At 62.4% G+C, this 14,493-nt stretch carries 9 protein-coding genes; all 9 read left to right on the top strand.

All coding sequences use genetic code 11. From position 1 onward, the window contains the following. Position 1: 1 nt before the first annotated feature. The 9 genes from RX327_RS14485 (at position 2) to RX327_RS14525 (ending at position 14,487) form a co-directional block, all read left to right on the top strand. Positions 2-1,990 (top strand): heparinase II/III family protein, encoded by a 1,989-nt coding sequence (locus RX327_RS14485; RefSeq protein WP_050387066.1) that lies wholly within the window; start codon positions 2-4, stop codon positions 1,988-1,990. Further along, on the top strand, positions 1,987-3,141 hold the full coding sequence (locus RX327_RS14490; protein ID WP_050387065.1) for a glycosyltransferase: 1,155 nt from the start codon (positions 1,987-1,989) through the stop codon (positions 3,139-3,141). The genes RX327_RS14485 and RX327_RS14490 overlap by 4 nt, the downstream gene beginning before the upstream one ends. Positions 3,142-3,812: 671 nt before the next feature. Then, positions 3,813-5,084 (top strand): calcium-binding protein, encoded by a 1,272-nt coding sequence (locus RX327_RS14495; protein WP_317250659.1) that lies wholly within the window; start codon positions 3,813-3,815, stop codon positions 5,082-5,084. 451 nt (positions 5,085-5,535) lie between these two features. Next, positions 5,536-6,150, top strand: coding sequence for a class I SAM-dependent methyltransferase (locus RX327_RS14500; RefSeq protein WP_028331586.1), 615 nt, complete (start codon positions 5,536-5,538; stop codon positions 6,148-6,150). A gap of 196 nt (positions 6,151-6,346) precedes the next feature. Further along, positions 6,347-8,584, top strand: coding sequence for a peptidase domain-containing ABC transporter (locus tag RX327_RS14505; RefSeq protein WP_050387063.1), 2,238 nt, complete (start codon positions 6,347-6,349; stop codon positions 8,582-8,584). Beyond that, a complete protein-coding gene (locus tag RX327_RS14510; protein WP_050387062.1) occupies positions 8,574-9,920 on the top strand; it encodes an HlyD family type I secretion periplasmic adaptor subunit in 1,347 nt (448 codons plus the stop codon). Before RX327_RS14505 ends, RX327_RS14510 begins: the two co-directional genes overlap by 11 nt. After that, positions 9,920-11,953: a tetratricopeptide repeat protein gene (locus tag RX327_RS14515; RefSeq protein ID WP_050387061.1), complete on the top strand. Its 2,034-nt coding sequence runs from the start codon at positions 9,920-9,922 to the stop codon at positions 11,951-11,953. The genes RX327_RS14510 and RX327_RS14515 overlap by 1 nt, the downstream gene beginning before the upstream one ends. Positions 11,954-12,275: 322 nt before the next feature. Then, entirely contained in the window at positions 12,276-14,024 is a 1,749-nt protein-coding gene (locus RX327_RS14520; protein ID WP_317250660.1) for a glycoside hydrolase family 99-like domain-containing protein, read from the top strand. 82 nt (positions 14,025-14,106) lie between these two features. After that, positions 14,107-14,487 (top strand): hypothetical protein, encoded by a 381-nt coding sequence (locus RX327_RS14525; RefSeq protein WP_317250661.1) that lies wholly within the window; start codon positions 14,107-14,109, stop codon positions 14,485-14,487. The last annotated feature ends 6 nt before the right edge of the window (positions 14,488-14,493 follow it).

The raw sequence follows: 14,493 nt of genomic DNA on the forward strand, positions 1-14,493 counted from the left end.
GATGAATCCGGCCTGGTATCTGCGCAGGCTGCAGCGCATGGAGCCGTCCGAGCTTGCGGGACGGGTGAATGACCAGGTGCTGCATTTGCTCTGGCGGATCACTCCGCCGGATATCGCACGGCGTGCCGGCGCCAGGCTCGCTGCCGGCCCGCGGCAGCCGCGCCTGAAGCCGCTGCCTTTGCCGGCCCACGCCCCGGGACAGGCCGCCGAACGGCTGATCCACAGCGCCGACCGGATTCTCGCCGGGCACTGGCGGATTTTCGCCAGGGATCATGGGGCCCTCGGCGAACGGCCCGACTGGTTCGTCGATACCAGAAGCGGCAAGCGGGTGCCGGCCGGCGTGCACGCATTCGCTGTTCCCTATCGTGACGAAACCGCGGTCGGAAACATCAAATACATCTGGGAGCCTTCGCGTCACCACCATCTCACGGTGCTCGCGGCCGCGTACTACCTGACCTCCGACGAGCGCTATGCCAGGCGCGCTGCCGAGCATCTGATGAGCTGGTGGCGCGAAAATCCGTTCCCGCGCGGCCCGCACTGGATCAGCGGCATCGAGCTTGGCGTGCGGCTGATCTCGTGGGCCTGGGTGCGCCAGCTGCTGCAGACCTGGCCTGGTGCTGCTGCGCTGTTCGAGGACAATGATCTGTTCCTGACGCAGCTCTATGCGCATCAATACTGGCTGTCACAGTTCCCAAGCCGTGGCTCCTCGGCCAACAACCACCTCATCGCGGAGGCTGCCGGGCAGTTCGTGGCGGCTTGCGTGTTTCCGTTTTTCCAGGACAGTGCGCGATGGCGCGAGCAATCGGCCGCCACACTGGCACACGAAGCCGTTGCTCAGACGCTTGCCTGCGGCAGCAACAGCGAGCTCGCGACCGACTATCATGGCTTTGTTCTCGAACTGCTGCTGGCGGCGGCAGTGCAGGGTGAAGCATCGGGACATCCGCTTGGCGATGCGGTCTGGACTACGATGTGCCGCATGAGCGACGTCATTGCCGCGATGCTGGACGATCGCGGTCATCCGCCGCGGCAGGGCGATGGCGACGACGGCATCGGCCTGCTGCTCGACGATCACGCCGGCAATCGCTGGCTCGGCTTGCTCAGCAGCGGCGCGCGCCTGTTCGGCGCTCTGCCATGGTGGCCCCAATCGCCGGAGCCCGATCTGCGTAGCTTTGTGCTCACCGACGGCATCGGGGCCCGTGCGATCGCCGGGCGGCCCAAGCGCCGCCCGCATTTGCTTGAGGGGGCGGGACAGACCTTTCTGATCGATTCCGAGCGCGCGGTGTGGTGCCGTTGTGACCACGGCCCCCATGGCTTCGGCCGCATTGCCGCCCACGCCCATGCGGACGCGCTGTCGCTCGAATGCAGGATCGGCGGTGTCGAGATCTTGGCCGACCCCGGCACCTATTGCTACCATGGCGACCCGCGATGGCGGGCCTACTTCCGCTCCACGCTGGCGCACAACACGCTCTGCCTGTTCGCGCGCGACCAGTCGGTGTCGGGCGGGCCGTTTCTCTGGACACGGCATGCGCAGAGCCGGCTTGTCGCAGCAAGCGGCCTGGACGATCGCGATGCGGATGCGAGCTGGGTCGCGGAGCATTCGGGATATCGCGACGAAGCAGGTGTCGTGCATCGCCGCTCGGCGCAATTGCAGCGTCAGATGGCGCGGCTCGTCGTCACCGATGTCGTGCTTGCTGATGAAGGGCTCGCGGTGCCGGCGAGCCTCAGCTGGCATCTCGGTCCCGACGTCGAATGCAAGCTCGAAGGGCACAAGGCGCAGCTCGCTTGGCCGGGCGGGCGCGGCGAGCTCGATCTGCCGGCGGCCCTCAGCTGGATTGCGTATCGGGGCGACGAGGCCATGCCGGCCGGGTGGTATTCGCCGTCCTTCGATCTCAGGGTGCCGGCGACGACCTTGATCGGCTGCGGTACGCTCGCGGGCGGCCAAAGCCTGGTGACCGAGCTGCGCTGGTTTTCAGACCCGGCCGGATCATGAAGATCCTGGTCGCTCACAACAGGTATCAGGGACGCGGCGGCGAGGACGTCGTGTTTGAAGCGGAAGTCGACCTGCTGCGCGCCGCTGGACACGGCGTTGAAACGCTCACGGTCAGCAACGCGGCGATCAATTCGCTCGCCGCGCGCATCACGACCACGTTGTCGATCGCCGATAATCCGGAGGGAAAGCGGGTTGTGGCTGAGGCGATCGATCGCTTTCGCCCTGACGTCGTCCACGTCCACAATTTCTTCCCGCTGCTGTCGCCCGCGATATTCGATCTCTGTCGGCAAAAATGCGTACCCGCGGTGGTGACGCTGCACAATTATCGCAGCATCTGCACCGGCGGCATGCTGCTGCGCGATGGCCGCATTTGCCACAAGTGTCTGGACCGCGGACATCTCTGGGGCGTCGTGCACCGCTGCTACCGCGGATCGCTTCCGGGCTCGATCGCCTCGGCCTACATGATCGCGCAGCACCAGCGCCGCGGCACCTGGACGCGTCCCGGTCTGCGCCTGATCGCGCTGACGCAGTTCGCCAAAACCCTGTTCACGCAGGCCGGCTTCGACGCCGACCGGATCGACGTGAAGCCGAACTTCATGGCCGATCCGGGGGCGCCCGATCCGACGGCGCCGCGCAGCGGGCTGCTCTATGTTGGACGGCTGAGCCGCGAGAAAGGCGTCGGCGTGCTGCTCGAGGCCGTTGCGGGGACCGGTGTGCCCTTGCGCGTCGTGGGTGAGGGACCGGAGCGTGCTGCGTTGGAGGCTCGGGCGCCCGATCATGTCACCTTCCTGGGCGGGCTCTCGCGCGATGAGGTGCTGCGGGAAATGGCGAATGCGAGGGCATTGGTGGTACCGTCGCTATGGTACGAAGGATTTCCGATGGTCGTGGTCGAGGCCTTCGCGCGCGGCACGCCTGTCGTCGCCTCCGAGATCGGCGGACTTGCCGAGGTGGTGAGCGACGGCAAGACCGGCGCGCTGGTGCCGCCGGGCGACGCGGCCGCGCTCCGAAAGCGGATCAGTGAGGTTCTCGGCGCCGCCGAACTGACCGCCGGATGGGGACGGGCCGCACGAGCCGCCTATCTCGAGCGCTACGTGCCGGACGAGAACTGCCGGCTGCTCGAGGCCATCTACGCACGCGCCGCCGGTGGATGATCGTCGCAGGTCGGAGTTCTGCGCGCGATCGGGCATCGTCCCGCCGGTTCCATGGCGGCGTCGCTAACATATTGCGGCAAATCTGGTGTTAATTTGTTACATCAGGGTGTCTGATCGGCGCGCGCCAGGTTTTGATCCCGCGGTCGAACGGCGCTGATTCTGCGGGTGATTCCATGGATCTCGCTTGATCGAGCCCGCAAACTGCTGCCAAACGGCGTTATAACACTGGTCGGTGGGGCGCCGGCAGCGAAGTTTGACGCTTTTTTGCAAAACGTCTCATGCGATGCAGAAATATTTTTTTCAGATCGGAAAATCGCGTCGAAGCGCTCACGGCATCAGTGAAATTCCGCGCTCCCGCGGTGTCCCGGGCCCCCGTGAAACCCCGTATAATCGCTACCCTTTTTTGCGTCGCGGCTAACATTGGCGATTGGCCTGCGTTGAATGTTATAGTGCATCCGAAGTAGTGCTAAGTCTCACATAAATCTCAGGGAACCAGGTGTTAACAGCGCATTGCTGATTGACACTCCGGCCTAGCGGACTTAACAATGGACTTAACAAGTTCGTAACCTGGGTCCACATTTGGGTTGCATCGCAACAAACCAGTTGTGAATCAACAGCTTAAGTGTGGGCGAGCGGCTTGAATCCTCGTATCCCAAGCAGGGGCTACATCGATGGCGACTTACAATCTAGACCAGACCGACCTCAAAGCGGCGATCAACTCCACGATCGATCATTCGACCCAGCAACAGATTCTTGACTATCTGATCAACGCGGGGATCGGATACACCAGCCCGGACAACGGCGCGACGATTCCGGTGCAGGAGGGGGCTGGGATCACCAACCCGGATCCGAACGCCAATGTTCTGATCGAAACCAACCCCGTTAACACTGTTAACACCGACGCCAACCTGAAGGCGATCATTGAGGACACCAACCAGGACGTCACGCTGACGGTGAACGGCAGCACCCCGGTGCTGGTCGCGACCGGCCACGGCAACGATCAGGTGTTCATCAACAACACCGGCGACACGACGGTTCTCACCGGCTCCGGCAACAACACTATCTTCGGCGGTGCCGGTCACGACTCGATCGATGCAGGCTCCGGCAACGACGTGCTGGTCGACAACGTCTCCGGCCACAGCACGCTGGATGGCGGCAAGGGCAACGATCTGCTGTTCGGCTCCGGTGCCGACACGCTGAACGGTGGCTCCGGCAACGACACGCTTTACGGCGGCAGCTCGTCGCAGCTGAGCGGCGGCAACGGCAACGATGTGCTGGCGTCCGGCAGCACCGCCGGCAATTCCAGCACGCTGGATGGCGGCAAGGGCAACGATGCGCTGTACGCTGGTGCGGGCAACGACAGCCTGGACGGCGGCGCCGGCAACGACTCGCTGTATGGCGGTTCCGGTATCGACACGCTGCATGGCGGCAACGGCAACGATCTCCTTGTCGGCGGTGCCCAGACTGCTGCTGAGTCCGGCGGCAACGGCAAGGACGTGCTCTACTCGGGCAGCGATGCGTCGCACGCGACCTCGCTCGATGGCGGTGCCGGCAACGACTCGCTCTATGGCGGTGCCGGCAACGACACGCTCCATGGCGGTTCCGGCAACGATACGCTGGTTGCCGGCTCCGGCACGCAGACCCTGATCGGCGGCGACGGCAAGGACTCGTTCGTCGGCTCCGACACCGGTACGGCCTCGATGGTTGGCGGCTCCGGTCAGGACTACTTCTACCTGAACAACGCCACCAGCAGCGACACCATCGATGGCGGTGGCGGCAACAAGGACTCCCTGACCTTCCTGGATCACGCTTCGACCGACGTGAGCGACATCAGCTCTGGATCGAACGGTTCTATGGACATCACCTTCAGCAATGGTCAGGTGACCCAGATCAGCAACATCGAATACCTGATCTTCAACGATGGTAACTCGACCAAGCTGTAAGATCCTAGGTCTGCACTAAGCGAAAGCGCCGCCCCAACAGAGGTTGAGGCGGCGCTTTTTCTTTGATCGTCGGCATGGCCCGTCAGGAATGGTTGATTGAATGATCGAATACGCTGCGGTTGATGATCATGAGCACCTGCGATGAGTTCGACGGGTCGCGTCAGGAGAAGCGCATGCGCACATCCCGATTGGAACCTTGTCGACCGATCCGCGTCAGATGTATCAAATCGATCACAAGTTCCGCCCCGGGCATTTCCGCCAATGGATGTTAGAAGTTAGTCCGTCACATTCGGACCACGTAGCTTTTGTAAAGCCGTGCCGCTCGCTTGACGCAACGGAGTTGTGGCCGATGGCTATCTGCGGCCCTGGCACCTTTGGTCAAGACGAACGATCGCTGCAGAACTCAGCCGCTTAACGAACCCGCGGAGCTCTCGAATTGGCCAAGAAAAAAATGCTGAATGCCGGCGCTGGATCGACGGTTACCAAGCGCATCCAGCCGCTCCTGACATCGCATGAATGGGACGAGATTCGATTAGACGTCGACGGCGGCGTGAACCCCGACGTCGTCGGGTCGATTACCGATCTTGCCCGATTGTTCCCGGCGGCCTCGTTCGACGCGATCTGGTGTTCCCATGTCATGGAGCATCTCTATGCCCATGAGGTTCACCCCACATTCGTCCAGTTCCGCCAAGTCCTCAAGCCGGACGGATTCGCACTGATCATGTCTCCTGACCTCGAGGCGGTCGCTCAGCACATGTTGACGCGCGGCCTCGGCGCGATCGCTTATGTCTCGCCGGCAGGTCCGATCCGGCCGTTGGACATGATCTACGGGCATTCCGGCGCGATCGAGCAAGGGCGCCACTACATGGCGCACAAGACCGGCTTTTCGACCGAGCGGATGGGGAACCTGTTGCTCAGCGCCGGCTTCCCGACGGTGTCCGTTCGGAGCGGGAATTTTGAGATCTGCGCATTGGCGCTCATGCCGGAGGCCAGGGATGAGCGGATCAGGCCACAGCTGGAGGCCTGCGGATTCGACTTCCAGGAGACGGTGACCGCAGACTCGTGACTTGTCGATGTTAAACAATGTTATAAGGTTCCCTGGTTAAGTCGCACGAGAACGTGCTCGAAACTGGCTTCGCGGCCTGCCGTGAAACATATCTTTTTCGGGTGACGCACTGAAAATGCTGCGTTAGCGAACTAACAGTGATAAGTTATATCTCGCTGGGGACCGGACCTTGCGCAGTCGAAACTTCGAGGCATCCATGACCAAACACCTCTCGCTCGTCGGCGCACCTTCGGTGGAGGCGCTGCCACCTTCGGGCCTCGCTTGTCTCGTCATCGTGGCAAGACAGCATGGTTTGCATCTGACCCCGTCCCAGCTGATCCACGACAACCTCCTGGGCGATCAGGAAGTCACGCTGGCCGAGCTTTTGAAGTGCGCGAATTCCTCGGGCATGACGGCAAAGGCCGTCACGCTGGACTGGAAGGGCCTGAGCCATCTCAAGAGGGCGCTGCCGGCCATTGTTCGGCTGCGCGACGGCAGCCACATGGTGCTGCTGCGCCTCGAAGGCGACGAGAACAGCTCCCGGGTGGTTCTGCAGGATCCGAATGCGAGCGAGGACGCGCTGCTCGTCATCGATCAACCGCGCTTTGAGGACATCTGGTCGGGCGACGTCGTCATGGCCAAGCGCGACTATGAGATTTCGGACGAGACGCAGCCGTTCAGCTTCGGTTTTGTCGTCGCCCTGGTGTTCCGCGAACGGCGCATCATGCGCGACGTCGCGATCGCGGCGCTGGTCCTGGGCTTCATGGGGCTGGCACCGATCATGTTCTGGAGGCTGCTGTCCGACAAGGTCATTTTCTACAAGGCGTACAATACGTTCTACGTGCTGTGCGTTGCGATGCTGGTGATCATCCTGTTCGAGACGGCGTTCTCGTTCCTGCGGCAATACCTCGTTCAGAGCTTGACGGCACGCCTCGACGTCAAATTGTCGACCTACGTGTTCGAAAAGGTGCTCAATCTGCCGATCGATTATTTCGAGCAGAATCCCGTCGGCCTGATTTCCCGGGACATCCGCGAAGTGTTCCGGATCCGCGGCTTCCTGACCGGGCAGTTGTTCGGGACGGTCCTCGATTCGACGACGCTGATCTTCTTCCTGCCCGTCATGTTCTTCTTCAGCCCGATCATGACGCTGATGGTCCTGGGCTTTGCCGCAATGATCGTGGTCTGGCTCATCCTGATGCTGCCCGTGTACCGGAGGAGCTCCTCGGCGGTTCTTGCCGCCGAAGGCGCGCAGGGGGCGTTTCTGATCCAGAGCCTGAACGGCATGAGGACCATCAAATCGCTGGCGCTCGACACGCGCCAGCGGCACATGTGGGATGTGCTCGTTGCGCGCGCCGCCAAGGCGCGTCTTGCCGAAGGCATGACTGGAAACGCGATCCAGACGCTGGTCCGTCCGCTGGAACGGTTGGCGGTCAGCGCTCCCTATGCACTCGGCGTCTACCTCGCCGTATCGAGCGGCGATCCGGTCTATGTCGGGGCGCTGTTTGCCTTTCTGATGCTGTCGCAGCGTGTTGCCGGCCCGCTGATGAAGATGGCCCAGCTCATCAACCAGTATGACGAGGCGCGCACGGCGGTCACCATCGTCGGCAATCTGGTGAATCAGGCGCCTGAGGAGGGACGCTCCGGCCATGGCGTGCGGGTTCCGTTGAAGGGTCTGATCGAGTTCTCCGGCGTCACGTTCAAGTACAAGGGCGCGGTGTCGCCGGCGCTGAACAATATCTCCTTCGAGATTCCGCTCGGCACGACGCTCGGCGTGATGGGCAAGAGCGGCTCGGGCAAGACCACGATCACGCGGCTGTTGCAGCGCCTGCACTCCGACTATGGCGGGTTGATCAAGGTCGACGGTATCGATGTTCGCGAATACGATGTCGACCATCTGCGGCGCAACGTCGGCGTCGTGCTGCAGGAGAACTTCCTGTTCAGCGGCACGATCCGCGAGAATATTGCTGCGGCAAAGCCGGACGCGACCTTCGACGACGTCGTCAGGGCGGCGCGATTGGCCGGCGCCGAGGAATTCATCGACAAGCTGCCGCGGGGCTACGAGACCTACGTCTACGAGGGCTCCACCAACCTCTCCGGCGGGCAGCGCCAGCGCCTCGCGATCGCGCGCGCGCTGATCGTCAATCCGCCCATCCTGATCCTGGACGAAGCGACCAGCGCGCTCGATGCCGAGAGCGAGACGATCGTGAATGCGAACATTTCGCGGATCGCGCATGGCCGCACGCTGATCATCATCTCGCATCGCCTGTCGTCGCTGACGAAGGCCGACGCGATCCTCGTGCTCAATCGCGGCGTGGTCAACGATATCGGTCGCCACGAGGAACTTCTGGAGCGAAACGACATCTACAGCTCGCTCTGGTACCAGCAGAACACGCATCTTGTTCCGACGGGCCGCAACGACAAGCCTAACTTCAGGAGTCCGACCCTTGTCTCCTAACCAAGCTTCGCTCGCGACCGTTCGCCAGTTCCAGTCCGAAACCGACGCCATCCGCGAGGCGCCCGAGCCGATGATGGCCCGCGCGACGCTGTTCGTGCTGTCGGCGCTGCTGGTATCCATCGTGGCGATCATGTGCCTGACGCGCCTCGATCGTGTGATCACCAGCGTCCGGGGCAAGATCGTTCCGGTCGATCAGATCAACGTGCTGCAGGCCCTGGACCCTTCGATCATCAAGACGATCGATGTTCGGGAAGGCGAGCAGGTCGACGCGGGACAATTGCTTGCGACCCTCGACTCGACCTTCACCGCGGCCGATGTCACCCAGTACAAGCTGCAGATCGCGAGCCTTGAGGCGCAGGTTGCCCGTGACGAGGCCGAATTGTCCGGAAAGCCGCTGTCGTATGGCGACGCCAAGGATGCCGATGCCGCCCGGTACAACGCCTTGCAGAAGGCGCTCTACGACCAGCGCATCGCCCAGTACGGCGCGCAGGTGACCAGCTACGATTCCAAGATCAGCCAGACCGAGGCGACGATCCTGAAGGCGAAGAAGGACGACGAGCGATATGGTCAACGCGCCGAGATCGCCGGCAAGATCGAGGACATGCGCTCGACCCTTGCCGAAAGCGGCAGCGGCTCCAAGCTGAACCTGTATCTGTCGCAGGATACGCGCCTGGAGTTACTGCGTCAGATCGACAACACACACAACACGCTGCTGGAGGCGCAACACCAGCTCGACTCGCTGAGGGCCGATCGCAAGGCCTTCATCGAGCAATGGAACGCGCAGCTGAGCCAGGATCTGGTCACGACGCGCAACAATTTGGATACGTCCCGGGCATCCTACGACAAGGCCATCAAGCATCAGGACCTGGTCCGGTGGACGGCTGCCGAGCCCTCGGTCGTCCTCACCCTCGCCAAGCTCTCGGTCGGATCCGTGCTGAAGCCGGGTGATCCCTTCATCACGCTGATGCCGCTCAAGACGCGGCTCGAGGCGGAGATTCAGGTGTTGTCCCGCGACGTCGGCTTTATCCGGCCGAATGACCCCTGCACGTTGAAGGTCGATGCCTTCAACGCGGCGGAGCACGGCACGGCGCAGGGCAAGATACGCTGGATCAGCGAAGGCGCCTTCACCACTGACGACGACGGAAAGCCCGTCGACGCCTATTACAAGGCGCGATGCTCGGTCGACCAGACCAACTTCACCAATGTTCCGAAGAATTTCCGCCTCATCCCCGGCATGACGCTGCAGGGTGACGTCAATGTCGGCACCCGTTCGGTGGCGATGTATCTGCTCAGCGACATGCTGCGCGGCATGACGGAAGCGATGCGCGAGCCATGATGGAGTCTGCGAGATCCCTGCTCGAGTTGTTCCGCCCCGACTCCTCCCGTTCAGACTCAAAGCAGTTTGAACGGGGACTGGAGGCTTACGAGAACGGGCGATACCTTGAAGCCTTGCGCTTTTGGCGGCTTGCCTCGCGGGCGGGCAACCCGGAGGCGGATTACCGGATCGGGCTGCTCTATGCGAGGAACGAGGGCGTCATCGGCAGCATTCCGGACGCGGTCGCGTGGTATGAACGCGCCGCGCTGAAAGGACATCTGGATGCGCAATTCCAGCTTGGCCTGATCTATCTCAACGGGGTCAAGGCCACGCTCGGACCGAACAGGCCCGAGATGTGGCGGCAATCCACGGCGGCCCGTCTCGGCGACAAGGCGATCAACCTCCACGATCTGGTTTTCCCGAACGGGATCGGCGTGGCCAAGGACGTCGATGCCGCATTCCTCTGGATGTCGGTGGCGGCGGAAGCCGGCAAGGCGGAGGCGCAATCGATTCTCGGCAACATGTACGCCAACGGGCAAGGGTGCGTGCGGGATCACGCTGCTGCCCTGCGCTGGTATCAGGCCGCGGCCGAGCAGAAAGCGGCGTCCGGCGAATTCGCGCTCGGCGATGTGTATTATCAGGGCCGCGGCGTTCCCGTCGATTTCGCGCAGGCCGCGATCTGGTATCACAAGGCCGCCGAGCAGGGACACGTTCGCGCACAGGTTGCGCTGGCTTTCATGTGCCTCAAGGGTACTGGGCTTCCCGAAAATGTCGAAGAGGCCGCACGGCTGTTCCAGAGCGCCGCTGCCCATGACGATACGATCGCGCTCTACAACATTGCACTGCTGCGGTTGAGCGGCAAAGGGGCTGTCAAGGATCTCGACAGGGCCGAGACCGCATTGCGCAAGGCGGCGCGGAAGGACTACCTGCCGGCGGTCCAGGCGCTCGCCGAGTTCTATGCGCTCGGGACTGCCGCCGAGCCGGATCTGCGCGAGGCGGCGTATTGGTACGAGAAGGCGGCCGAGCGCGGCGATACGCAGGCGCAGTTCTTGACCGGACGCTTCTATGCCACCGGCACCGGCGTTCCGCCCAGCATCCGTCAGGCTGCGAAATGGTTCGAGCGTGCGGCGGAGGGCGGCCATGCCACGGCGGCTCACAACATTGCGGTGTTCTATCTCAATGGCAGGGGCGTGGCGCGCGATGTCGCGACTGCGATCAAGTGGTTCGAGCGCGCATCCGAGGGAGGCATTAGCGCCGCAGGCGTGCAACTCGGTCGGCTCTACTCGGCGGGCAACGGCGTGCCGCGCGATCAAGCGCGCGCGGCGGAGTGGCTTAGCAAGGCGGCCGACGGCGGCGATGCCGATGCGAAGATGGCCTATGCGATGTTTCTTATCCAGGATGAACCGTCCGCGGAGCGTCTTGCGCAGGCACGTGCGCTGCTGGCCGACGCTGCCGAGGCCGGCCATCCGTCCGCGGCATTTCAGCTGGGCGGGCTTCACATGGGAAGATCCGGCGGCGCCGTCGATGTTCCGGCCGCAGCCCAATGGTTCAAACGTGCGGCAGGCGCCGGTCACGTCGAAGCCCAGCACACTTTGGCGCTGCTGTATTCCGATCCCAAGAGCGGCCTCAAGGATCCGCAGGCCGCCGCCGGCTGGATCGTCAAGGCTGCGGACGGCGGCAATGCCGCGGCGCAGTTCAAGCTTGCGGTGATGTATTGCACCGGGCAGGGCGTCGAGCAGGACCTGGCCAAGGGCGTCACGTGGTACGAGGCGGCGGCGCGCCAGGGGCACACGACGGCGCAATACAACCTTGCCGTGATGCTCGGCCGGGGACAGGGGCGCGATGCCGATCCGGCGAAGGCGGCCGAATGGTTCGAGGCCGCGGCGAAGCAGGGCATGGTCGAAGCCCAACTCGCGATTGGCGATGCACTGCGCGCCGGCGACGGCGTCGCGCAGGATCGCGATCAGGCGTTGCACTGGTATCGACAAGCGGCACAGCAGAACAACGAAGGCGCGCGACGTCGTCTGCAGGCAATGGGCGAGAGCGTTGGCTGAGATTGTTGGAGGCGAGCTTCGCACGCGGTCGCAGATGCTGAGCCGCGGCTTTGTTTTTAGGCGCGAAGGCGGCGAAGCAGGCAGCTTCGCGTGACAATCTGGGCAGAACTAACGATGGCTTTCATATCGACGACAGAGAGATTGCGTTAATGTGGCCATCGCCAACAAATACTCATTGTGGTTGTGTGAAGTTGACTGATAAGCATCAGGTCACGATCCGGGGCAGGCTCGAACGGCAACGCGATCTCGGGATATCGATCTTCCGCACGGCTGATAAAGAAACTGGAACCAGCGTTAGACGTTGGTAGGAGATTGAGAAGCGATGAACAAGATGGTGGAACGGAGCGTCAGGGATACGAAGGATATGTTGCCCGTTGCCAGTCCGGTTCAGCAGGACGATCAATCGCAGAGCGTATTCCTGGATCCCGATGTCCGCGATCTCCAGTCGGGACCGAGGCTGCGTGGTGCGATCCTGGAGCAGTCCGGGCGAGTGATCTCCGGCTGGATCGTGGATGCGCAATCGCCTGCATCGACCGTTGCGATATCGCTCTTTGTTGCTTCCCACTGTGTCGAAGAGGGACGGACGGGCCGGTCGGTGCCGGCCAGCGTCGGTCCGCACACAGTGATCGGGCGTCCCGGATTTCGCGTCAACCTGTCCACGCCAGGCATGCGCCGTCGTTTGGCTCGCGCCCTGAAAAATACGCTGCTGGAAGGCAAGCCTGTGCAGATCTACCTGCGCATCAGCCTGAACGACGGCGAATATTACGAAATACCGCTGTTCGAGAAACTCGAGTCGAACGAGGTGGTCGTCGCCCTCGGCTTTTCGACCGACGATTACGACGATCTGCTGTTTCCGAACAACGACAAGAAACTGGTTGCCGCCATGGCAGGCGCCGCCTCCGTGAAGGAGGTGCGCTACGTTTGCTTCTACCTGCCGCAATTCCATTCATTCGCGGAGAACGACCGTTGGTGGGGTCCTGGCTTCACCGAATGGACCAACGTCTCCCAGATGCGTCCGCAGTTTCCCACGCACCAGTCTCCGTGGTTGCCCGCGGATCTCGGCTTCTACGACATGAGATTGGTCGAGACTCGCCAGCAACAGGCAGACCTGGCTCGCCGTTACGGCGTTCATGGCTTTTGCTATTACGCCTACTGGTTTCAGGGGCGAAGATTGCTGGAGCGGCCGCTGCGGCTATTGCTGGAGGACGGAGAGCCGAACATTCCGTTCTGCATCTGCTGGGCGAACGAAAACTGGTCACGGCGATGGGATGGTTCTGATACCGAACTCCTGCTCGGTCAGAACCACTCCCTCGAGGATGATGTCCGCTTCATCGACGATATGGCCGATATCTTGCTGGATGATCGCTACATCACGGTCGACGGTCGCAAGATCCTTCTCGTCTACCGTCCCTCGCTGATCCCGGACAAGGAGCGCCTGTTCCAGACCTGGCGTGTGCGTGCAAGGCAACTCGGCATCGGCGAGCTGCTGATTTGCAATGCGATGACCTTCGGCGAGTTTGATCCACGAGAATTCCATTGCGATGCCGCCGTGGAATTCCCGCCCCATACCGTCAATGCGCGGGAGCTGAGCCGGGCGGAGGTCGAGACGCCGCCGGATTTCTCCGGCAAGCTCTACGACTATCTTGAAGCCATGCGCTCGACGCTCGGCAAGGTCTATGAGTTTCCGTTCTTTCCAACCGTGATGCCGCGCTGGGACAACACGCCGCGCAAGGGCTCGCGTGGACATGTGTTCGTCAGATCAAGCCCTGAGGCATTCGAAGTCTGGCTTCGTGAGGCGACCGAGCGGGCGCGCCGGAGTTCTTTCGAACAGCCGATCGTGTTCATCAATTCGTGGAACGAGTGGGCCGAGGGAGCCCACCTGGAGCCGGACTCGCGTTTCGGCCGTGCCTATCTCGACGTCGTCAGACGTGTGTCTGCCGGCGAGTTCGATCTCGGCAGAACTGCGCGCGAACTCCGCACTGCTGGACTGCTTGAGCAGGTCGGAGCTCGAGCAGACGATCAAGAGTGCTGCAGTTCATGTCGAAGTACTCGCCAATCTGCAGCGCAATGAAGTCGCGCTCACCGGATTCCAGAGCATTCGCGAGGGCTTGCCGGTCGAAATCGAGGGAGCCATCGCAAGTCCGGATGGCTCCATGTTTGTGATCGAGAACATCAATTCGCAAACGGAGGAGCGCGTGGTGGTGGACCCGCGCTACAGAGTGCTGGTCCGAGGGTGGGTTTTTGCCAAGGATGGCTTCGAGCCCCTGAGAAACCGCATTTCGTTTCTGGTGTTGTCTCCGGAAGGAGAGACGAACGCCGGCAAGAGCGGGTACTGCCTCGTCATCGATTGGCACGAGCGAATGGACGTCACGGAGTATATGAAGGCGACCGCTCGCGAGTGCTGCTTCGGCTTCGAGGTCAGCTTCATGCTTAAGGGACTGCCGGACGGAGAGTACAGGCTTTCGATGCTTGAGGTTGGCGAAGGAGAAAACCTGCTGGTTGGATCAAGCCATTCCCTGGTCGTTCGGCATTGAGTTGAG

The organism is Bradyrhizobium sp. BEA-2-5 (assembly GCF_032918025.1).
Taxonomy (GTDB): Bacteria; Pseudomonadota; Alphaproteobacteria; order Rhizobiales; family Xanthobacteraceae; genus Bradyrhizobium; species Bradyrhizobium pachyrhizi.

Coding starts and splice junctions, on each gene's coding strand:
- RX327_RS14485 (WP_050387066.1), top strand. CDS start 2: ATGAATCCGGCCTGGTATCTGCGCAGGCTGCAGCGCATGGAGCCGTCC.
- RX327_RS14490 (WP_050387065.1), top strand. CDS start 1,987: ATGAAGATCCTGGTCGCTCACAACAGGTATCAGGGACGCGGCGGCGAG.
- RX327_RS14495 (WP_317250659.1), top strand. CDS start 3,813: ATGGCGACTTACAATCTAGACCAGACCGACCTCAAAGCGGCGATCAAC.
- RX327_RS14500 (WP_028331586.1), top strand. CDS start 5,536: ATGCTGAATGCCGGCGCTGGATCGACGGTTACCAAGCGCATCCAGCCG.
- RX327_RS14505 (WP_050387063.1), top strand. CDS start 6,347: ATGACCAAACACCTCTCGCTCGTCGGCGCACCTTCGGTGGAGGCGCTG.
- RX327_RS14515 (WP_050387061.1), top strand. CDS start 9,920: ATGGAGTCTGCGAGATCCCTGCTCGAGTTGTTCCGCCCCGACTCCTCC.
- RX327_RS14520 (WP_317250660.1), top strand. CDS start 12,276: ATGAACAAGATGGTGGAACGGAGCGTCAGGGATACGAAGGATATGTTG.
- RX327_RS14525 (WP_317250661.1), top strand. CDS start 14,107: ATGTTTGTGATCGAGAACATCAATTCGCAAACGGAGGAGCGCGTGGTG.